We start from the raw sequence: 22108 nt of genomic DNA on the forward strand, positions 1-22108 counted from the left end.
GTTCACAAAACCGTCAAGAACATTCATTTTCATTCCTGCAATTCCCCTTTAGAAGAAAAGAAAGCTATCACAGTCGACAGCTTTCTTTATTCATTCCCGTTCAGAACACGAGGATATTCGTTTTCTGGATCAACAGGGATTACTGTAGCAAGAAGGGCTTCGTCTAAAGATATACTATATCTTTCCATTTCCTGTTCGGTCCATTCCAGTCTTTCCGCCATGTAAGCAATCACTTGTTTCTTCCACTTTTCAACTAATTGAATACGAAACAAAATATCACCAGTCCGGCGATTGAAGAAGTCAATCGGTGTGGCAATCATCTCGTACTCTATTCCATAAACTAATTGTGCAAATAAATCGAGCGGTAAATTGGCTTTAGCAGCGGCATCTATATTCTGCTTAACTAGACCGTAAACAATCTCAACATTTGAGCCGTAGATGGCTGCTAACCGTTCCGCTTCCGCTTTTGTTAAGCCCGCTGCTGAACCGTTATTAATTTGTTTCGCAACATAGGCATGGAAATTTGCTGATCCACCGACATTACCGCCTGAAATCGGCATATTCTTTGTTTGGCAAGCTGAGAAGCTTCTTGCTTCCTCTGCCTGAAATTTTGCAGCTACTAAATTTACGATCGTTTCAGCCATTTTTCGATAACCAGTTAGTTTACCGCCTGCAATTGTTAGTAACTCGGAATTGGACTCCCAAATTTCATCCTTCCGTGAAATTTCAGATGCCTTTTTCCCTTCCTCATAAATAAGCGGACGCACTCCAGCCCAGCTGGATTCAATATCTTTTTCGCTGATTTTCACTTCAGGGAACATGTAATTGATAGCATTGATTATATAGCTTCGGTCACTAATCGTCATGCCAGGATTTAGCGTATCTTCATTATAAAATGTGTCAGTTGTACCTACGTACGCCTTTCCATCTCTTGGAATGGCAAAGACCATTCTGCCATCTGCTGTATCAAAATAAATGGCTTGTTTTAAGGGAAAACGGGACTGGTCAATGACAAGATGGACACCTTTAGACAATTGAATTGTTTTTCCTTTCTTGGATTGATCCAGTTCACGAATGGAATCAACCCATGGCCCGGCGGCATTGACAACCTTTTTCGCATGTATCTCATATCTCTCACCGGTTAACTGATCTTCGATAAGGACACCGGCCACTTTTGTATTTTCGTAGATGAGCTTCAATACCTTTGTATAATTACAGGCAATTGTTCCTTTTTCAACCGCAGCCTTAATCACTTCAATCGTCAGCCTTGCATCATCTGTACGGTATTCAACATAATAGCCTCCGCCCTTTAAGCCAGCCCTTTTTACAAGCGGTTCCTTCGCCAAAGTCTCCCCAATAGATAACATCTTTCGCCGTTCGGATCTTTTTACTCCGGCTAGGAAATCATAAACAAGTAATCCAATCGAAGTACTGATTTTACCGAAGGTCCCGCCCTTGTGCAATGGAAGCAGCATCCATTCAGGTGTGGTCACGTGTGGCCCGTTTTCATAGACGATTGCTCTTTCCTTCCCGACCTCGGCAACCATTTTTACTTCCAATTGTTTTAAATAACGAAGCCCGCCATGGACAAGCTTCGTTGACCTGCTCGATGTCCCCGCGGCAAAATCCTGCATCTCAACAAGTGCAGTGTTCATTCCTCTAGACTGAGCATCCAGGGCAATGCCAGCACCTGTGATTCCACCGCCAATCACCAGGACGTCATATGTTTCACTTTTCAATTTATTAATAATTTCTTTACGATTTAAATTTGAAAAATTCAATGTGTTTTCCTCCCGATTATGAAGCCCTTTTATTTAATATGCGTAGATTGATTAATCGGAAATAAAAAAAGACCACAAAGACATCACCTAAATTCGGTAATGTTTTCGTGGTCTCTCCATATCTCCAGCCAATTTATTAACTTAAAGCCTATTTTACTACATGAAAACCGATTTGAAAATGGTTATTATTTTAAAAAGCAATTTGCGATTCGTGCCTGACCACTATCAGTACTCAATTTGGTTTCGATTTTTTCTTCTTATCTTTTAGACTTTTATAGATTTCTTTTAATTGCTGTTTAAACTGGTGGATTTCCGTTTTCATTATGGTTTGTTCCTCAATTGAGGATCTTCCCTCGCCGTAACGGACCTTTTCATAGATGGCAATCGATTCAGACGATCCTGATAAACCAATACGCTGCCACCATTCTTCAAGTGTTTCAAACGGAAGCCGGCCTAATTTTAGTTTGCTAGCATATTTCTCCAATTCAAATATTTCTCGCCTAATGATGTCCTCCGGCGGCTTCATCCTGCGTCGGAAAAGGTTTGATTGAGTTGATCCATACGCACCTTCTGAAACAGAAACAACAGCTGAATTAACGACAGAAAAATCCTGCTTTGTGAATTTCTTTTTATACAGAAAGATGATAAATGCAACTGCGGCCACGATTAGTAGAATATACAAAGTAGTTTCTGTCTTTTCGTACGCTGGAGGTTGATATTCATCAGGCAAGCCGGTGTCGGCATTTATAGTTGTTTTTCGTCCTTCATTCCCGTTTAAACGTAACAGATATTCCAGAAACCCAAATAGAGGTGCCGAAACTGTCGATAAAAGGATGACAAAGAAATGTAAAATAGCAAATAAAATCATTTGAATGTATTTTAGTAAAAAAGCCGGTATTACCCCAATCGCCAAAACTGCTGCAATCACTTTTAAAAAGTAAACGGCAAACTTGGCTTTATCTGTTTGAATCGAATTCCATTTTCTTAAAAACCCGCCAAGAAGCACTATTACTAGCTGTGTTATTAGCAATAAGATCATTTCACTTTGGAAAGGATACTTACTCATGGCTGAATAAATGATCGCAACCAAACCAATTATGAATGAAAGCAGCAGCAAGATGGCTTCAGAACGTTCTGAAACATCATCAAACAAGGAAATACCCCGCCAATAAATAAGAAATCCCAGTCCTAATCCGCCATAAAGTGGCAGCCCGGTTTGAAACCCGATCAATAATATTAATGGTAAAATGGTTACAAAATACAGCCACTTTCCATTATTGCGAAATTTTGCAAGGAGAAACGAAAAAAGAATGATACTGCTGATACATAATACTGTTAATAAAAGGATCGGTGGAAACTCGTTTTTATTGATATAGATTAAAAATAGAAAAAGCATCCCTAAGATTAATTCTAAAATAAATTGATAGGTAACAGCCGCCACACGGTTCATCAAAGCAGCATCCTTCTTTCCTGATGAATGACCATTTCACTTAATAAGCCAAACTCCTGTTCAATTTTCAATTCAAATAATTTTGCTCCTTTTTTCGATATCCCTAGCAGCATTCTCTTGGTGTCGTCTGTCTTAATCCCGGCATGGATGAAATAGGGCTGGGCGGTTAAATGCCTGCTATAAAAGGAAAGCATATAATCATAAGGCAGACTTGTATTTTGTGTACTAACTGAAGCGAGTGTCTCTAATACCTTTTGTAAATGCTCTTTCCCTTCTCCTATTGGAAGATAAAGGAATGGAGTGCTCGCAGCCGTACGAACGTTAATGCAAAGCGAGTAGGGAATTTGCTTATGGAAAGCATAGTAGGCAAATTCCGTGATGCTGCTAATTAATTTTTCAAGATTCCCTGTAATCGAATGTCCATCGGAAACATTAAGGGCGATATTCCAGCCCTTTTCCGCGATTCGTTCATATACTTTTGTTTGGAGCTCCTGTTTCCTGGCACTGGCTTTCCAATGAATTCGATTAAAGCTGTCGGAGGGTACATAGTCTCTTGTTCCAACGGGTCCAAGCAAATCCTCATAAACAGAAACGGGGACAACATGGATTCCTTGAAGGACAGAGATTTGTTCCTTTATACCCTTTACAGGAATGGGCAACGGATAGACCACTGCTTGTTGTTTCACGAAATATTTGGATTCTAGAATGGTTTCCCCAAAACCTAACAGGCTGGGAACACGAAACTCGATGGAGCGAATGCGAGCAATGCCCCGCTGTTTCGCTGTAAAGGGAATTTTTATCTGTTTTGCTTGATTGGTGAATAACGAAAAAGGAAACGACATCTCATACATGGAAGAAAGACTTGTTTCCTGCTGTTCTTCATTTGGCGACACAAAATAATCAAAATAAATCTTCAATTCAGCTTTTAGAATCGGAAACCCTTCGTTCCGAAACGTTAAGAACCATTCGCCTTTATCGCCAATAAAAAAGTGATTTTTTACATTCAGATTTTCAAAATAGAGCTTTTCGCCTGCCCTTTTTAAATAATGCTGATTACAGAAAGCGACAATCAGGAAAAAAACAGCAAGGAACAGCACTAATTTTGATTGAATATATAGACTTACAATAATAAGGATGATGGCAAAGCCGCTAATACCCGGAATTTTCCGATCTTCTACCGAATACTTTTTCCAACTCATCCATTTGTACCTGCTTCTACCGGGACAGGTATCGAATCAAGAATTTCTGCGATAATTGTTTCTGCCGTTTTCGTCAGTGACCCTTCAATTGAAAGAAAAATTCGGTGTCCCAGCACAAAGGGGGCGACTGTTTTCACATCATCTGGTGTAACATATGTCCTTCCATTTAAAAAGGCTTTTCCTTGCGCCGCTTTCATAAGCGCCAATGTTCCTCTAGGGCTCACACCTAGTTCGATGCTATTGTGCTCACGGGTCTTTCTTACAATCGTTAAAAGGTATTCTTCGATATCCGCTGAAATTTGTGTGCTATTTATCGCTGTTTTTAATTGCTCTATTTCTTGAATGGAGAATACTTGGGCAATAGGGTCAATTTTTTTATTGCCGCGATGAATTTGCATAATTCTTTTTTCATCCTCGTAATCTGGATAACCTACTTTTATTTTGATAAAAAAACGATCCATTTGCGCAACAGGCAGTGAAAAGGTTCCTTGCTGGGATTCCACGGGATTTTGAGTCGCTATCACCATAAAGGGCTCTTCTAACGGCACTGTTATTCCATCGATGGTTACTTGCCTTTCTTCCATTACCTCCAATAGACTGGACTGGGTTCTAGGTGTTGCCCGGTTAATTTCATCCGCCAGAACGATGTTTGCCATGATGGGCCCCGGCCGGTGCACAAACTCCTGCACCTTTGGATTAAAAAACTGAATCCCGGTTACATCGCTAGGAAGAACATCCGGGGTAAACTGGATTCTCGAAAACTCCCCGCCGATTGCGGCGGCAAAGCTTTTTGCGAGCATTGTTTTTCCTGTTCCTGGGACACTTTCTAATAGAATATGTCCATTAAATAAAACGGAAATGGCCATTAACTCCACTTCCATATCCTTTCCAACGATTACCTTGCCGATCTCCTGCTTTAATTGGTCGATTTTCTCTGTAAATCCCATTGTTTCATCCCCTTAGAAGCTATTTGTATGTATATGTCCTTTTATATTTTAGCAAATTTTTATACTCTTCCAAACTTTTAACTAATATAAAGAAAAAGAGGAGAACCCGAATTACTGAGATCTCCTCTTAAAAAGCTATTAACTTCTAGGTTCTTTCAAATATTGATACAAAACATCTCCGCCCCGCTGACCGATGCCGCGAAAATACTTAAAATCCTCTCTCTTTACGAGAACCTCGCGAAATTCCATAAAATCTTCATTCTTGACGTAATACTCTGAAAGCTCCCCCGTCATCAGTCGATCCAATATTTCCGTTATTTCTTCCTTCATAGCTGCACCACCTTTACCTAAATATATTTTACCGTAAAGACCTTTCTCAAAGTCAACCTTCATATTCTTACACTCTATTTTTGTAAGCGTTTTCTATTCTTTTTGTAGGATTTGTTACATATAATCAATTATTCAAGAGGAATTAACAAAATTGTCAAATAAAAGCCTTTACGAATTCAAAAAAGTAGTGCAAACTGTTATTTAAATGATTTTATAGTTTTGTAATGTAGAGGAGAGAGACTAATGAAAAAAGCAGAAGTAGGTAATATCATCGAATTCCGCGGCGGCTTGCAGGGGATTGTAGAAAAGGTAAATGAAAATTCTGTCATAGTCGACCTAACATTTATGGATAATTACCGCGATTTAGAATTGGATCAGCGTACAGTTGTCAACCATAAAAACTATAAGGTGGTAAAAGAAAGCGCTTATTAATAGAATCGTAGAAAAGGCAGCCCAGGCTGCCTTTTCCCTTATGTCTTACTTTCCTTGCCCAGTTTCTTTTGCGATCTGCTTTAATGATTTTACCTTACCATGGGGATTTTGATCCTGTTTCCTGACAGTCCATTCCCTTTCATGCTGACTCTGCGATTTACTCATCACATTCACTCCTTTCCCGATTATTTTTTTCTTCTTTTGATAATCTTATCAATGTATTTGGCTAAAATGTTTAATGTAATCATTTCCTTTCCGGCATTTTTTTTGTTAAAGTATACTTTATTGATTCTTAAAGGGGTTCGCTAAAATGAAAAAACACTTCCTAAACATCCGCTTTATTGCCGGATTGATGATTGCACATGCACTGATGTTCTTTTCCTTTCATGATAAAGCAATCTTTTGGTATATCTTTACTGGATCATTGCTCGTGCTAATAGCGTTTGCGATGTTTCAAGGTGATGTTGATGATGAGGCACCCTTTTTCCAATATATTTTCCTGGGAGCAATCAGCGGACTCTTGTTATATTTTGTCTTTTGGATGGGATTTCAAGCCATCCACAATCTTCATCTTCCGTTTGAGAAAGACATCAAAAAACTGTACCGCTGGTATGAACCAAAACTGTTTTGGCAGTATATTGCACTAGTTTTGGTTGCTGCGCCTGGAGAAGAACTTTTTTGGCGGGGGTTTATCCAAAAAAGTCTATTAGCTAACTTTAAACCGATTGTCAGCATTGGAATAGCCGCGGTATTATTCGCTTCAGTACATATCTATTCAGGCTCATTTTTACTAGTCTTTGCTGCCTTAATTTCAGGTTTTTTCTGGGGTTTACTTTATTATTGGAAAAAGAGTATGCCGCTTGTCATTGTTTCACATATCATCTTTGATATTATGATTTTTATCATCTTACCGTTAAAATAGAGAAAGCAGCTGATACCTCTTCAGCTGCTTTCTTAATTTCTCTTACTTGGTGTAAATGGTTTCATCCATAATAAAATAAAAAACGACATACAAATATAGCCGAACAAAGGATATAGATAGGAAAGGAGCGTACTATAATTCACAAGGCTAATTAAGTACGAGACGGCAAAAATAGCAGTAACCGATACCATTGTCGAAACCGGAACAAGCTGCTGCAGCTGCCTATCAAGACCAAAGACATTTCCAATCACAGAAGTAAAAATCTCCCCATAAATAACCAGGACAAAAATCCAATAAAAAAATGGAGCCAGGTTTTTCATAATAATGGCCATTGGAATATCATATAATTCTAAATTCGGCAGCATAATTAACGTAAAATGACTACCGATTAAAATCAGTGTTAATGCCAGTCCGCCAAGGATTCCCCCCCATTTGATTGTCCAGTCATCCTTAACCTCGGTGGCAACCGGTACTAATACTGCCTGGGCTAAGCCAAGATTCAATGCTGCATAAGAAAAAGGAGCAATCACACTCTTCCAGCCATCCGGAGCATGAGGAATATACAAAAATTGTTCTAAAAAGTTCGGCATTTGCACGGATAAAAACATCAAGATTAAGCTGAAGGTGATCATCAATGGAACAACAAATGTATTAACAGCAAACAGACCTTTTGTTCCGACAAGCATCACAAGATAGGAAAGAAATATTGTTAGAAAAACGCCAATATTTCTTGGAAGCCCTAACTGTTCATCAAAAACCGCTCCTGCTCCGGCAAGCATTACTGCGCTAACCCCAAGAAGCATTAAAAGCATAAATATATTAATGACACTGCCTGCCCATTTTCCAAACAGGTACTCATTAAACTCTTGATAGGATTTTGCCTCGATTTGAGCCGCCATTCTCATCATTTTCGACCCAATCATGACAAAGAGATAACCGCTCATTAATATACTAATAAAGCCAAAGAAACCGAATCGCGAAAAAAATTCAACGATTTCTTTTCCTGTGGCGAATCCTGCTCCCACAACAGTTCCTACATAAACTGCCGCAATTTGAAAGGCTTGATTCCAGTTCCTTTTCACTCCATCTCCCCCTTATCATAAATATATGACCATGGGGACAAACAAAGACGAGCTTTTTTTCTAATTAGTAAGCATTCCCATAGTCAAAATACTTGAAAGTCAAAAAAGGTCAGAGTATACTATGTTCATAAGGTCAAATATAGTCAAAGTCAAATTAACAAATAACAGGGAGGGTTTTTAATGCTTTGTCAACGATGCAATCAAAATCAAGCACATATTCAATTATCTGTGAAAGTGAACGGGCAGCGAAATGATATGAAACTCTGCCATGATTGTTATACAAAAGAAAAGCAAGCATTAGGCGCGGGCTTTGGAATGAAAATGAATCCTTTTCAAGGATTTCCACTTGAAGATTTCTTTATGAATAAAAACTATTCAGACGGTCAAAACCCGACTAATCAATTTGCACCGCAAACTCAGCGTAAAACTGCACACGGAGGTTTTATTGATCAATTCGGCCGGAACTTAACCCATCTAGCTAATGCAGGCTTAATTGACCCGGTAATTGGACGCGACGAGGAAGTCAATCGCGTCATTGAAATCCTAAATCGACGAAACAAAAATAATCCAGTACTAATCGGTGAACCCGGTGTCGGGAAAACAGCTATTGCCGAAGGGCTTGCCCAAAAAATTGCTGACGGAGATGTCCCTGGCAAACTGCGAAATAAAGAAGTTTATTTATTAGATGTTGCATCACTTGTTGCCAATACCGGAATCCGCGGGCAATTTGAGGAACGCATGAAACAATTAATCACAGAGGTACAGGAGCGCAAGAATGTGATCCTGTTCATTGATGAAATTCATCTGCTTGTTGGAGCAGGCTCTGCAGAAGGTTCCATGGATGCCGGCAACATCTTAAAGCCTGCACTTGCCCGCGGTGAATTGCAGTTAGTCGGTGCCACAACCTTAAAGGAATACAGGCAAATTGAAAAGGATGCCGCCTTAGAACGCCGCTTCCAGCCAGTACACGTCCAAGAACCAACTGCCGGCGCTGCGATTGAAATCTTAAAAGGCATTCAGAAGAAATACGAGGATTATCACGATGTCATTTATACAGATGAAGCAATCCTGGCTTGTGTAAACCTATCACAGCGCTATATTCAAGACCGTTTCCTGCCGGACAAAGCGATTGACTTACTTGATGAAGCAGGTTCAAAATTGAATCTTACTGCTGATAACATTAGTAATGAGCAGATTGAAGCACGCCTAAAGGAAATTGTAGCTGCTAAGGAAGAAGTACTTAAAAATGAAGAGTATGAAAAGGCAGCAAAGCTGCGTGATGAAGAAGCAAAACTTGAGAAGTCTTTAAATCATGTTCCAAGTTCGGAGAGACCAATTGTAACGATAAATCATATTCAAGAAATCATTGAACAAAAAACCGGAATTCCGGTTGGTAAGCTACAGCAAGACGAACAGCTAAAAATGAAAAATTTAGAAGAAAACTTAAACAAAAAGGTCATCGGGCAAGAAAAAGCTGTCCAAAAAATTTCAAAAGCGATCCGCCGCAGCCGTGCCGGCTTAAAAGCAAAGAATCGTCCAATCGGCTCATTCTTATTTGTCGGCCCGACAGGTGTCGGAAAAACCGAGTTATCGAAAACACTTGCGGAAGAATTATTTGGGACAAAGAATTCGATGATTCGCCTTGATATGAGCGAATACATGGAAAAGCACAGTGTCGCTAAATTAATTGGTTCTCCTCCCGGCTATATTGGTCATGATGAGGCAGGTCAACTTACTGAAAAAGTTCGTCGGAACCCTTATAGCATTATTTTACTGGACGAAATTGAAAAGGCGCATCCTGACGTCCAGCATATGTTCCTGCAAATCCTTGAAGACGGCCGTCTCACGGATAGTCAGGGAAGAATTGTAAGCTTTAAGGATACGGTCATCATAATGACCAGCAATGCCAGCATTGCCCACAAACCAGTTCACGTTGGCTTCGGAATAAGTGAAGCAGTTGAGGAAGCAAGTATTCTCGATTCGCTCGGCAGCTTCTTTAAGCCAGAATTTTTAAATCGTTTTGATAGTATTATTGAGTTTAACTCACTCGCTAAAGATCATATTTTGTATATTGTTGATTTAATGTTAGCTGTTTTAAATGAAACATTAGCAGAACAAAACATTGAATTAACCATCACAGCGGATGCAAAAGAAAAACTAGCTGAGCTTGGTTACCACCCTGCTTTTGGCGCACGTCCTCTTCGCAGGGTAATCCAAGAACAGCTTGAAGATAAAATCGCTGACTTCATCTTAGATCAGCCGGATACAAAAAAATTAGCCGCTGTAGTTGAAGACGGGGAATTAAAAGTTGTTTCAGAAATTGCAGTAACTGTTAAGTGATAATAAAGCGAAGCCACTAATGAAGCGGCTTCGCTTTATTTTTTTATAGTTTTTTATCATCTACAGAATTTAGCCAATTCTCAATTACACCGACAACTGATTCGACACAGCCATCTTCAAAAGGTGAAATTAAGTTTGCCGCTTCGGCAAGTTTGGTAAACGACATGCTGCCGCCAAGCTTACACAGCTTGACGTAATCTGCCCAAGCTTCTTCTTGATTCTCTCTTGACCGTTTCCAGAATTGGAAGGCGCAAATTTGCGCAAGCGTGTAATCAATATAATAAAACGGTGAATTATATATATGTCCCTGGCGCTGCCAGAAGCCGCCATTTTCTAAATATTCATTGCCATCATAGTCTTTATGCGGCATATATTTTTTCTCAATTTCACGCCATTGCCGTTTGCGTTCTGCTGGAGAAGCGGTTGGATTTTCATATACCCAATGCTGGAATTCATCAACTGAAACCCCATATGGCAAGAATAGAAGCGCACCACTTAAGTGGGAAAACTTATATTTATCTGTATCCTCTTGAAAGAAAAGCTCCATCCATGGCCAAGTAAAAAACTCCATACTCATGGAATGAATTTCACAAGCCTCAAAGGTCGGCCAATAATATTCCGGAATTTCAAACTGACGGCTGGAATAAACCTGGAAGGCATGGCCTGCTTCATGTGTCAGTACATCAATATCCCCTGAAGTTCCATTGAAATTAGAGAAAATAAACGGCGCTTTATAGTTCTCAATAAACGAACAATATCCACCGCCGGCTTTCCCTTTCTTGGCGACGAGGTCCATAAGGTTATTTTCCTGCATAAAACGGAAAAAGTCGCCCGTTTCCTTTGATAGGTCTTCATACATTTTTTGTCCGTTTTCAATAATCCAATCCGGACTTCCCTTTGGAATTGCATTCCCAGTTTGAAAAACGAAGCCTTCATCATAATAATTTAATTGTTCAAGGCCTAATCGTTCGCGTTGACGCTCTTTAAGTTTTGTCGCAATTGGGACAATAAAATCTTTCACCTGCTGGCGGAAATTAGCGACCATTTCTGCGTTATAATCGGTTCGCATCATTCGGTAGTATCCAAGTTCAACAAAATTTTCAAACCCTAATTTTTCGGCTATTTCAGTTCTTACTTTGACAAGCTCATCATAAATTCGGTCAAGCTCTGCTTCATGTTCAGCGAAGAAACCAAATTTCGCCTCACTTGCCCGCTTGCGCATTTCTCTGTCAGTCGATTCGATGAACGGATCGATTTGTGCAAGTGTCCGTTCTTCTCCTTCAAAGTCAATTTTCGCTGCAGCAATCAGCTTCGTATATTCTGTTGATAACCGATTTTCCTTTTGCAATAACGGAACGATTTCCGGTTTAAACGTCTTAAGCTGTCCTTCGGCTAGTGCGAAAAGCTGATTGCCCCACTTTTCTTCTAACTCATTGCGGAATTTTGAATCAACCAAGGCTTGATAATAGTTGGTCACTAACCCTTCAACCTCAGGCTGGAGTTCATCCATATAATCTTGTTCTGCTTTATAAAACTCGTCGTTCGTATCAATCGAATGACGGATATAGCAAAGGTTAAACATAGTGCCAAGATCATTTCTAAGCTCATTTACCAAATTCATTGCCTTACTTTGTTCCTCAACGGTGGCAGAATTCTTGAATTCTTCAATCGCCGCGTTAAACTTTGTTGTGATGTCAGTAAGATTTGGCCGTTCATATGTATAATTTTCAAAGTTCATTTATCTCTCTCCTATAGTAAAAATTTTTTTAATATTCCAACCCCTTTTATTATACACTATCGACTACTATTCATTACAAAAAAAATACGACCATTGGCCGTATTAAAATTTTCCCGCAGGCAGACCTAGTTTTTTCAACAGGTCAATTGCTTCTGTTTTCTCAGAATCTGTGAGGCTCGACATTAACCTATCGATTTGCGCTGCATGCTCCGGAAAAATATCCTGAATAAACTTTTTTCCCTCGTCCGTTATTTGAGCGTACGTTACCCTTCGGTCGCTTGGACAGGCGACTCTTATCAACAATCCCTTTTGTTCGAGCTTATCGACCACGTAAGTAATGCTTCCGCTCGCAAGCAATATTTTTCCGCCAATTTGCTGCATCGGCTGATCGCCTTTATGATAAAGCAGTTCTAAAACAGCAAATTCAGTAGGATTTAACCCACTTGCCTGAATAACCTTATTCACGTGTTCATTAATGGCTTTATAAGCTCTTGAAAGGACAATATATAGCTTCAATGATTTAGCAATTGCATCATTTTCCATACAAAACTCATCCTTTTAAGTTTATATAATCATAATCTAGTTTACGCTAAATTATCTCGATTTCAAAGTTATTATAAAAAAAAAATGTATTTCTGTCAAATTATCTTAAAAAAACAGGAATATTTCATTAACATGCGGACCAGATGGTATAATAGTTACATTTATAATTAAGCGAATTTTATCGAGGTATATAAATGAAAATACATAAAGGCAATTTATTTATCTATTTAGTTATTGTTATCATACCTGCTTTCCTTTTAGGTTTATATTATTTTTATGATATTTTAAAAGAAAATGACAACGGAAGAAAAAAGGAGGCACTCTGGGTTGCATCGATTTATCAAAAGAACTGGGATCAATTTATCAGTGAAACCATGACCAGTTTAGAAATTCTTTCTTTTTCAGTCAAAGAGAATTTAAACGCTCCAGAAAAAGTCGAGCCGCTACTCAATCAGGTAAACCAAAACGACCCTCGATACGGGGGGCTCTATTTCCTTAACGACAAGGGAAAATTGGCAGCGGGCACCGTTTCACTGAGAAATGAAGCCGAAGCTGATTTTTCAAATTTATTGTTTATTCAAGACGTAATCAAAACGAAGGATACGATTATTTCTGGTCAAGAAGAAATTCTAAGGAATAACCAACGGATTATCGGCTTAGCCAAACCTGTTCTTGACGGTAAAGAAAATTTAAAAGCGATTCTTGTTGCGGATTTGCGGATTGATTATATGAGAAATCTCATAAAGGTACTTACTCCTGAAACCAAGCTTTATGTAGTAAATGGAGAAAAAAAGACGATTCTTGAAATGAATGTCAGTGAGAATGATTGGAATGATGATACGCATTGGGTCACAACAACATTAGACCGTTTACCATGGAGTATTAAAGTAAAAATGGCTGATCGAGATCTGAAAGGGATTGGAAAAAACTTTGCGCAAGTATTATTCATCATCCTTGTCGTCCTGCACGTCCTCTTCTTGTTGATTGAGTACATCCTGCTAAAAAGGCATACAGTTAATGAGCGAAAGCAGAATGAATTACAGAAGTTGGAATTAGTTGGGACATTGGCCGCCAGTACAGCCCATGAAATCCGTAATCCATTAACTGGTGTAAAGGGGCTCATCCAGCTTCTTGGTGAAAAGTATACAGCTCCCGAAGACCGCTATTATTTCGAGGTTATTAACTCCGAATTGAAACGTATTAATGAAATTGTCAGTGAGTTTTTAATCCTGGGTAAACCAACTGCGCAAATGACAGAAGATGTTAATATTACTAAAACACTTCATGAACTGAAACCTCTGATCATATCGGAAGCAAATTCTCACAATGTGGAGTGTTTTTGGCATCTTCCTGATGAACCTGTGATTGTTAAATGCGTGAAAGACCAAATTAAACAAGTGCTGCTTAACCTCACCAAAAATGCCTTCGAATCATTTGAAAGCGCTGGAGCTTTGGAAATAAAGCTTGATCATTTTGCCGATTTTTGCAGGTTAGAAATTAATGATAATGGAATAGGTATGTCAAAGGAAGTACTTGATAAAATCTTTCACCCTTTCTATACCTCAAAAGAGACCGGAACAGGGCTTGGCCTAGTTATTTGCAAGCGGATTATTATCTCTTTTGGAGGCACGATCCAAATTGACAGTAAGGAAACAATAGGCACAACAGTGACAATCACCCTGCCTCTTAAATGAAAACGGGGCGGGAGGTAATGGAATTACTAGTGGGATGTGAAAATAAATATTTCTTATTTTCTCCATTAAGTAGTAAGATAGGATAGAAAATATTTAGATACTTTTATTAAAGAAGGGATACCATGAGTCAACAAGCAGTATTGCCCGCGAATAATTCCAATGCCTCCGAATCGACCATATATAAAATTCTTTTTATTATTGGACTTTGCCATTTATTGAATGATGCTATTCAGGCTGTTGTACCGGCAATGTTTCCTATTTTAGCTAAATCAATGGGTTTAAGCTTCACACAGCTCGGAATTATTGCTTTCTCGTTAAATATGGTCTCATCTGTCATGCAGCCAATGGTTGGATACATTACTGACAAAAAGCCAATGCCCTATGCACTGCCAATCGGTCTCTCGTTTACCTTAGTCGGTATTCTTGGATTAGGGTTTGCTTCAAGCTTTGGGATGATTGTCTTGTCTGTTCTATTCATTGGGCTCGGTTCCGCTGTATTTCACCCTGAAGGCTCAAGGGTGGCTTATATGGCTGCCGGGAAGCGAAGAGGACTCGCTCAATCGATTTACCAAGTTGGCGGAAATACGGGCCAGGCGTTAGCCCCAGTGATTACTGCCCTGGTATTGGTTCCTCTTGGCCAAATTGGCGCATCCTGGTTTACGATTGTCGCCGCCCTCGCCGTTATTTTATTAATTTATATCGCCAATTGGTATAATCAGAGATTGATAGCTTCTCCAAACTTAACAAAGAAAAAGAAAGCTGGAGTTGACAAGAAGACTGGTTTGTCTAGAGAGGTAAAAAATACATTAGCCTTGATTTTATTATTAATCTTTGCAAGAACTTGGTACACCTCGGGAATGACCAACTTTTACACCTTTTATGCCATTAAAGAATATGCACTTTCAATTAAAGAATCTCAAGTTTTTTTGTTTGCATTTTTAGTCTCCGGGGCCATCGGGACATTTTTCGGAGGTCCACTGGCAGACCGATTTGGTAAGAAAAACATTATTTCCTTTTCGATGTTGGCAACCGTTCCTTTTTCGATTCTTATTCCTTATGTTCCGCCAACGATAGCCTTTATCTTCCTTATTCTTACCGGATTTATCTTAATGACCAGTTTTTCTGTTACCGTCGTGTACGCACAAGAATTAGTTCCGGGTAAAATTGGGACGATGTCTGGTTTGACAGTAGGGCTTGCGTTTGGCATGGGAGCAATTGGCTCTGTTGGTCTGGGGTATATTGCCGATTGGATTGGTTTACAGTCGATGATCACCTGGCTCGGAGTGCTGCCGCTGCTCGGTCTAATCGCCTTCCTCCTTCCTTCTGATCACAAGGTTTGGGAGTGGAATCAAATAAAATAAGGATGGCCCCCGGGGGGTCCATCCTTATTTTATATCTTGGATTTTACGCAATAATTCCACTTTTTCTTCATCTGTAAGCATTCGTTCAGCCATTGGGAATAACACATTTTCCTCTTTAGAGAAATGCTCGGTTAAGATAAAGTAGGCATTTTGAATGAATTCAGCTAATTTCTTTTTTTCAACAGTCGACCCTTGGCCAACCTCCGCTGCTGATAAGAAAGCACCAATATTTGCTTTCGCTTGATCATGTTCATATTCCATAACCGCAATCGGTCCAGAAGTTGTGCCGATATAGACACCCATCATCGGGAAAAGAACTCCTTCTTCTCTTTCTGAATGCGGGTCAAGAGCTGCCTTAAATGCTTTGACCTTGGTAATTAATTCGTTAAAATTATTTTCTAAATCGATTTCTTGATCAATTTGTTGTGTTAAACCATATAATTCTTCTAATTGTCCTAATAATGGAGGATGTTCACTTTTTAATTGTTTTAGCCCTTCACTTAATTCAGCTTGAGGCATGCCCCCAAAACCACTCATACAGCCACTCATCATCATTCACCTCATACATCATTTAATGCCTCAAGTATAAAAGGAACCATCATTTAATGTAGTGACATAGGTCACATTCATTGATACATGTTAAAAAAGTGCTTCTAATTTGTCCATTTTATGAAAACGCTTAAACTTTTTGAAAAATTTTAACATTTATCACTCAAAAATGTTTAAAAGTTTCATATAATATAGATAAACCATTTAAGGGAGGGCAAAAACATGAAAACCCCAAATTATCATGACTTTTATCCGAAGGAATTAATTGCAATTGGTGTAGATGATTTAATAACACTAAAAGAATCCGATACTTACAATCCATATTCACCTTCTACCCACTGGCTCATCGCTGTTGAAGGGGTACAACTCCCACAGCCAAAAATTTATTATCACTGGAAAGTGAGTGTTTATCCCGCTAACAGTGAAGGCGATTTTAATTGGCAAAAGCCATATTATTGTTCAGCACCGATGAAATTAATCGATCATGCCATCACACTTGCTTCGTCATTAGCAGCATCAAGCATAAAAGATGAACTTACCTCAGCAGCCCTATTAGAGAAAATAAGCTAAACTCCTAAAATACTTACCCACTGCTTCACCTTCTTTTTACCCTCACTTGTGAAAAAACCTACATATAGTGGTATTTATTCTTTTTTAGAAAACTCGTCGATTGGCGAGCCGTTAGGCGGTTCATGAGGCGTAGTTGCACTTATGCCTGATGGGAAAGTTATACTCTCCAATCGGCTAAAAAAGTGCTGCTCGCGTATGGCAAGCAGCACTTTTTTATTTAAGCTAACCGGAAGACAATTCCATGTCCGCCTTTTGGATATTCCCACTTGATGTTTTGATATGGGCAGCCAATCCGGCAGCTGCCGCATTCGTGGCAGCCTTCATATCCTACCTGCATCCGTGTTCCTTCCCACTTATAAACCTCCGCTGGGCAAAATACTGTACAAATTTTATCGGGACATTGTGTCATGCAAACATCATGATCAAGCACGGTCAAATGGGACTTTGTATCACACTTAAACCGGAGAAGATACTGTTTTTCCTCGATATTCTTCGTTGACATTATTTCACCGCCTTCCAAGCACGATATAAATCTTGCAATACTCGAAGCGTTCCTTTTTCTGCAGTTACACTCTTCATGATTTGTTTTTGCTTTTCGCGTTTTGGCGTCCCATCAACGGTAAAGAATTTACTCATTGCTTTATTCATCATCGGCACATAGTCGTTAAAGTATTGTGGATACTTCTCAAAAGTATGGGCCGCATCTTTGTATTTCTCTAAATCTTTCATGATAAAGCTGCCATAAAGAGCTTCACGGTAGCTATTTAAACTAGACTCACTGTAATCCTCGCGGCTCTTTGCCTGAACGATTGTCTCAGCAGCCAATTTGCCAGAGTACATCGCCATGTTCGAACCTTCACGATGAATGGCGTTAACAAGCTGGGCAGCATCACCAATAATAATGACGCCATTGCCAGCCACCTTCGGAACCGAACGGTAACCGCCTTCTGGAATCAAGTGGGCAAGATACTCTGCTGATTCTCCGCCCGCAATCAACGGTTTGACCATAGGGTGATTTTTCAAGTAATCAAGAAGCTCATATGGCTTTATTTTCGCTTTAATCATACTTGAAAGGGTTGTTCCTACGCCGATATTCAAGCTTTCCTTATTCGTATACAGGAAGGCGGTACCAAGATTTCCTTTTGTTGAATCTCCAAAAATCTCAATCGTACAACCTTGGTTATCTTCAACGTTAAAGCGGTCATTAATCTTTTCTTTTGGCAGATTAATAACTTCCATAACCGTTAAGGCTACTTCATCTGGACGGAATTCTTTATGGAAGCCCAATTGTTTCGAGAGGAGTGAGTTAACCCCGTCGGCAAGTACCACAACATCCGCATAAACCTCTCCGTCCGGGCGGTCGGTGCGGACACCCACTACCTTTCCGTTTTCAACAATACATTCAGTGACAACCGTTTCGTTAATCAAAAGGGCTCCAGCATCGACTGCCTTTTTCGCAAACCATTGGTCAAACTGCGCCCGTAGCACGGTAAAGTTATTATATGGTTCAGTGGCCCATTCAAGACCTTTGTAGCCGAATTGAACGACAGATTCTTTATCCATCATCCAAAAGCGCTGTTCAATGACCGGTCTCTCAAGCGGTGCTTCCTTCCAAAATTCAGGAACTAATTCTTCCATTTGCTTGCGGTATAATACCCCGCCCATTACGTTTTTAGCTCCAGGATATTCCCCTCTTTCAATAAGCAAAACGTTAAGGTCGCTCTTCGCACAAGTTAAGGCACAAGCCGTACCTGCTGGGCCCGCTCCAACAACAATCACATCAAATTTTTCAGGCATAGCTTATTTCACCGCCTTTTTCTGTCCTTAGCTGCTTAAACTGCTCGATTAGTTTAGGGATGATTTCCATAGCGTCTCCTACAATTCCATATGTGGCGACATCAAAGATGGGTGCGTTCGGATCTTTATTAATGGCAATGATAAACTCAGAGTTTTTCATGCCGACGACATGCTGGATTGCGCCTGATAACCCAATCGCAAAATAGATTTTTGGTGTTACCGTTTCCCCAGTTTGACCAACCTGCTGCTCATGCGGCAGCCAGCCTGCTTCGACAACATCACGGGTACCGCCCACACTCGCTCCAATTGTATCTGCTAATTCATGAATGAGCTGGAAGTTTTGCAAATCTCCCATTCCCTTACCGCCACAGACAATCACATGGGCATCAGCCAAATTAGCCTTTTTTGTTACATCATTCACAATTCGGAGCACTTTTGTGCGCATATCTTCTTCTTTAAGTGATATTTTCTCTTCAATGATTTTGCCTAGTCTTGCAGTATCTGGTTCTAATGCCTTCATGACCTTTGGTCTGACAGTGGCCATTTGCGGACGATGCTTCTTACAAAGAATGGTTGCCATAATATTACCGCCAAAAGCTGGACGGCTTGCCTCTAGTAATCGATTATCTACATCCACGTCCAACATCGTTGTATCTGCTGTTAACCCGGTATTTAAATCCGTAGCGACGGCACTTGCTAGGTCTTTCCCGTTTGGTGTTGCCCCGTAAAGGATAATTTCTGGTTTGTATTTTTCCGCTAGGAGCATAACGCCTTTCATATAGGACTCTGTCCGATAATTCTTTAATACTGGATGGTCGACCATGTATACTTGATCAGCACCATAAGTAATCACTTGATTTGCTAATGATTTAATTTCACTGCCTAATAAAAATCCCGATAGCGGAACTTGTAATTTATCAGCCAGCTTCCTGCCAGCTCCAAGTAATTCTAGGGAAACACCTTCGATTTTCCCATCGTTTTGTTCGATGAATATCCAGACTCCACGATAATCGTCTAGATTCATGTAAACCCCTCCCTGCGAGACAAGATTAATCTTAATTTATTTAGATGACTGGATTGTTAACAGGTCCTTTTTCTCCATCAAAACTTCCATTAGCTTGCTAACTTGCTCATCAGCAGAACCCTCAAGCCGGATGCCGCCTTCTGGCCGTGGAGGTGTAAACATTTTACCAACGATAGTTGGTGAACCTTTTAGTCCAAGCTGCGTGCGTTCTACATTTTCAAGATCACTAACCGCCCAGATTATTGGCTCATATCTTGCTGCTTTAATCATGTTTGGCATTGGTGAATATTCAATATCATTAATTTCTTTTTCAACTGTTAATAAGCAAGGCAATTCGGACTGAATTAATTCATAGCCGCTGGTTAATTTCCGTTTAATTAAAACGGTTTTTTCCTGCTGATTGACTTCCGAAACCTCGATTACATTGGTAATAGGGGGAATATCCATCCTCCTTGCGATACCTGGTCCAACCTGTCCTGTATCTCCATCAATGGCATGTTTCCCGCAAATAACCATATCGACAGGAAGATCTTTGCTGATTCTTTCCAGTGCTTTAGATAGGGCATAACTTGTTGCCAGTGTATCCGCACCTGCAAAAGCACGGTCAGAAATTAAATAGCCTAAGTCTGCACCTATTTCAATGCTCTTTTTTATAACAGCAGTTGCTTGCGGCGGTCCCATTGACAAAACCGAAATTGTGCCGCCTGTCTTTTCCTTGATTTTAACGGCCTCTTGAACGGCATGGGCATCGTAAGGGTTCAAGATGGCTGGCGCACTTCGGCGGTCGAGTGTGTTGGTTTTAGGATTAATTTTAATGATTTTTGTATCGGGTACTTGTTTGACACATACGACAATGTGCATGTAGGACTTTCCCTCCTCCATTTATTCTCTAGATTGTTGAAAGCGTTTGCTTCCTTTGGTTATAAAAAATGCCTTTATTAACGATATATGAATCGTCACATAAGCATAGTACCAAACAATGATCGTTTTCTTTTTTGAAGTGAAAAAATATAAAGTTCATCGCAATGTTAAATTACAGGAAAATAGTACTAATATAACTATAAGAAATATTGAGATTTAAACAATGATAAAAATCACAGTTGTCTAATATTGTAGAATTACATGATTAGTTGCGGGAAAATTTGATGGCGTTTGCTAGCCTCTGAGGAGATGGAGAATGAATATTTCCCAATTGAAAATAATTTGTTTTCAAAAGGTGCCGGAAGGCCTTCCTAATAGTTTAATTTTAATTCGGTATCGGAAAAATTGAAGGCCTTCATGATGTAACTTTAATAGGAACAGGTGCAATTGTTATAACCTTTTCTTTATCTTTAAACTAATAATTTAGGCCACACCATCATCATTTGTTTAAAGGCAATTTTTACTTCTTCATTGGGTCTTGAAGCTTGTCCCATAAACCTTTGGTACATATTGATTAATTCGTCTAATTCTTGGCTAAATTTTATCGTTTCTTCACTCGTATAGCCCAATGTTGTTGCGCTATTAATCATTAATTCTCTTTTGACTTTTATCTCTTCAATCATTTCAGATTGACTATTACTATACGTATACAATGTGATCCTCCTACCCATTACACTCTTACTGTCTACCATTTAGAAAAGTAGACTACTTGAAGAATTATGCCAAGAATTTAGGTAAATGTAAACACTTTCGCAAAAGTAGACAAAACATTCTATTTCTTTTGTTTTTCGACAAATTACTTTTGTTTTTTCTTGTATTTACGACAAATTCCATTTGGGTTATTTACTGATAATTGAAAAAACTGGCCCACAGAAGCGGCAGCCAGTTTTTTCTTATTAATGTACTTCTTCATGTTCGTAAATCGGCACCCAGCCTTCCGTGGTGACAAAAATTCTAACGGCTACCACTTTCCTGTCCTCTTCAAGTGTGAAGTAATGCCTTGTATTTTCAGGAACCGAAATCAAATCTCCCGGATTTAGATGGACTTCAAAAAACTCACTATCTTTCCCTTGGATGACGAATACACCATGGCCGCTCACAATAAAGCGAACTTCATCATCTGTGTGATGATGCTCATTTTTAAAGTTGGTAAGCAGGACGTCTAGATTGGGCGTATTATCAGATAATGAGATGACATCTTGAGCCTTATAGCCTCTTCTAGCGGAAACATCTGCAATTTCTTCCGCAAAGGTACTAAGAATTTCTTCCTTCTCCACATCACTCAAAAGATACTTTTCAACGAGCGATGCCGGAAGTTTGCTAATATCCCAATTTTCATAAATAACTTCCTGTGATTCTAGGAAGCTTGCGACTTCCTCTTGTCCGTGGATTTGCTCTTCATTACTTTGAAATGTAATATATGCCATG

The 22108-nt window shown here is 39.5% G+C and carries 22 protein-coding genes; 6 read left to right on the top strand and 16 right to left on the bottom strand.

All coding sequences use genetic code 11. The features are described from left to right. Positions 1–86 precede the first annotated feature (86 nt). From BANVL01_RS01585 to ykzS, 5 genes are all read right to left on the bottom strand, one after another. A complete protein-coding gene (locus BANVL01_RS01585; protein ID WP_066084812.1) occupies positions 87–1781 on the bottom strand; it encodes a glycerol-3-phosphate dehydrogenase/oxidase in 1695 nt (564 codons plus the stop codon). A 232-nt stretch (positions 1782–2013) separates the two neighbouring features. Continuing rightward, the gene (locus BANVL01_RS01590; protein ID WP_066084811.1) at positions 2014–3231 is read right to left on the bottom strand and encodes a hypothetical protein; all 1218 of its coding nucleotides are present in this window, start codon (positions 3229–3231) and stop codon (positions 2014–2016) included. Further along, positions 3231–4430 (bottom strand): DUF58 domain-containing protein, encoded by a 1200-nt coding sequence (locus BANVL01_RS01595; RefSeq protein WP_066084807.1) that lies wholly within the window; start codon positions 4428–4430, stop codon positions 3231–3233. The genes BANVL01_RS01590 and BANVL01_RS01595 overlap by 1 nt, the downstream gene beginning before the upstream one ends. Further along, the gene (locus tag BANVL01_RS01600) at positions 4427–5377 is read right to left on the bottom strand and encodes an AAA family ATPase (protein ID WP_066084806.1); all 951 of its coding nucleotides are present in this window, start codon (positions 5375–5377) and stop codon (positions 4427–4429) included. The genes BANVL01_RS01595 and BANVL01_RS01600 overlap by 4 nt, the downstream gene beginning before the upstream one ends. Positions 5378–5515: 138 nt before the next feature. Further along, complete coding sequence (gene ykzS, locus BANVL01_RS01605) at positions 5516–5770, bottom strand: protein YkzS (protein WP_439951332.1); 255 nt, start codon at positions 5768–5770, stop codon at positions 5516–5518. A gap of 180 nt (positions 5771–5950) precedes the next feature. Between ykzS and BANVL01_RS01610 the strand changes: the two genes are divergently transcribed. Further along, complete coding sequence (locus BANVL01_RS01610) at positions 5951–6139, top strand: YkvS family protein (protein ID WP_066084800.1); 189 nt, start codon at positions 5951–5953, stop codon at positions 6137–6139. A 45-nt stretch (positions 6140–6184) separates the two neighbouring features. On the opposite strand, the gene BANVL01_RS28125 is transcribed toward BANVL01_RS01610, so the two are convergent. Then, positions 6185–6304, bottom strand: a complete 120-nt coding sequence (locus tag BANVL01_RS28125) for a DUF6254 family protein (protein ID WP_235845458.1) — start codon at positions 6302–6304, stop codon at positions 6185–6187. A 145-nt stretch (positions 6305–6449) separates the two neighbouring features. Between BANVL01_RS28125 and BANVL01_RS01615 the strand changes: the two genes are divergently transcribed. Beyond that, positions 6450–7061, top strand: coding sequence for a CPBP family intramembrane glutamic endopeptidase (locus tag BANVL01_RS01615; protein ID WP_066084796.1), 612 nt, complete (start codon positions 6450–6452; stop codon positions 7059–7061). A 32-nt stretch (positions 7062–7093) separates the two neighbouring features. Here the strand turns inward: BANVL01_RS01615 and BANVL01_RS01620 are convergent, their stop codons facing one another. Beyond that, positions 7094–8143: a YkvI family membrane protein gene (locus tag BANVL01_RS01620; protein WP_066084795.1), complete on the bottom strand. Its 1050-nt coding sequence runs from the start codon at positions 8141–8143 to the stop codon at positions 7094–7096. A gap of 180 nt (positions 8144–8323) precedes the next feature. Here BANVL01_RS01620 and BANVL01_RS01625 point away from each other — a divergent pair, with 180 nt between their 5' ends. Next, positions 8324–10483 carry an ATP-dependent Clp protease ATP-binding subunit gene (locus BANVL01_RS01625; protein WP_066084792.1) on the top strand — a complete coding sequence of 720 codons (2160 nt, stop codon included), beginning with the start codon at positions 8324–8326 and terminating at the stop codon, positions 10481–10483. Positions 10484–10526: 43 nt separating this feature from the next. Here the strand turns inward: BANVL01_RS01625 and BANVL01_RS01630 are convergent, their stop codons facing one another. Continuing rightward, positions 10527–12221 carry a M3 family oligoendopeptidase gene (locus tag BANVL01_RS01630; protein WP_066084789.1) on the bottom strand — a complete coding sequence of 565 codons (1695 nt, stop codon included), beginning with the start codon at positions 12219–12221 and terminating at the stop codon, positions 10527–10529. Between the two features lie 102 nt (positions 12222–12323). Next, the gene (locus tag BANVL01_RS01635) at positions 12324–12764 is read right to left on the bottom strand and encodes a MarR family winged helix-turn-helix transcriptional regulator (RefSeq protein WP_066084786.1); all 441 of its coding nucleotides are present in this window, start codon (positions 12762–12764) and stop codon (positions 12324–12326) included. A 194-nt stretch (positions 12765–12958) separates the two neighbouring features. On the opposite strand from BANVL01_RS01635, the gene BANVL01_RS01640 reads away from it, so the two are divergent. After that, on the top strand, positions 12959–14458 hold the full coding sequence (locus BANVL01_RS01640) for an ATP-binding protein (RefSeq protein WP_066084783.1): 1500 nt from the start codon (positions 12959–12961) through the stop codon (positions 14456–14458). A 122-nt stretch (positions 14459–14580) separates the two neighbouring features. After that, positions 14581–15819, top strand: coding sequence for an MFS transporter (locus tag BANVL01_RS01645; protein ID WP_066084780.1), 1239 nt, complete (start codon positions 14581–14583; stop codon positions 15817–15819). A gap of 24 nt (positions 15820–15843) precedes the next feature. Here BANVL01_RS01645 and BANVL01_RS01650 read toward each other — a convergent pair whose 3' ends face one another. Next, entirely contained in the window at positions 15844–16356 is a 513-nt protein-coding gene (locus tag BANVL01_RS01650; protein ID WP_235845459.1) for a hemerythrin domain-containing protein, read from the bottom strand. Positions 16357–16590: 234 nt separating this feature from the next. On the opposite strand from BANVL01_RS01650, the gene BANVL01_RS01655 reads away from it, so the two are divergent. Further along, entirely contained in the window at positions 16591–16938 is a 348-nt protein-coding gene (locus BANVL01_RS01655; protein ID WP_066084776.1) for a hypothetical protein, read from the top strand. A 217-nt stretch (positions 16939–17155) separates the two neighbouring features. Here BANVL01_RS01655 and BANVL01_RS01660 read toward each other — a convergent pair whose 3' ends face one another. The 6 genes from BANVL01_RS01660 to BANVL01_RS01685 form a co-directional block, all read right to left on the bottom strand. Beyond that, positions 17156–17440 (bottom strand): ferredoxin family protein, encoded by a 285-nt coding sequence (locus tag BANVL01_RS01660; protein WP_040204690.1) that lies wholly within the window; start codon positions 17438–17440, stop codon positions 17156–17158. After that, entirely contained in the window at positions 17440–18735 is a 1296-nt protein-coding gene (locus BANVL01_RS01665) for an FAD-dependent oxidoreductase (RefSeq protein ID WP_066084774.1), read from the bottom strand. The genes BANVL01_RS01660 and BANVL01_RS01665 overlap by 1 nt, the downstream gene beginning before the upstream one ends. Next, on the bottom strand, positions 18728–19759 hold the full coding sequence (locus tag BANVL01_RS01670) for an electron transfer flavoprotein subunit alpha/FixB family protein (RefSeq protein ID WP_066084771.1): 1032 nt from the start codon (positions 19757–19759) through the stop codon (positions 18728–18730). Before BANVL01_RS01670 ends, BANVL01_RS01665 begins: the two co-directional genes overlap by 8 nt. Before the next feature lie 36 nt (positions 19760–19795). Then, positions 19796–20620: an electron transfer flavoprotein subunit beta/FixA family protein gene (locus BANVL01_RS01675; protein ID WP_066084768.1), complete on the bottom strand. Its 825-nt coding sequence runs from the start codon at positions 20618–20620 to the stop codon at positions 19796–19798. 470 nt (positions 20621–21090) lie between these two features. After that, entirely contained in the window at positions 21091–21333 is a 243-nt protein-coding gene (locus BANVL01_RS01680; RefSeq protein WP_066084766.1) for an aspartyl-phosphate phosphatase Spo0E family protein, read from the bottom strand. A gap of 243 nt (positions 21334–21576) precedes the next feature. Continuing rightward, entirely contained in the window at positions 21577–22107 is a 531-nt protein-coding gene (locus BANVL01_RS01685) for a 1,2-dihydroxy-3-keto-5-methylthiopentene dioxygenase (RefSeq protein ID WP_066084763.1), read from the bottom strand. Position 22108 lies beyond the last annotated feature (1 nt).

The organism is Neobacillus novalis NBRC 102450 (assembly GCF_001591805.1).
GTDB classification, from domain to species: Bacteria; Bacillota; Bacilli; order Bacillales; family Cytobacillaceae; genus Neobacillus; species Neobacillus novalis.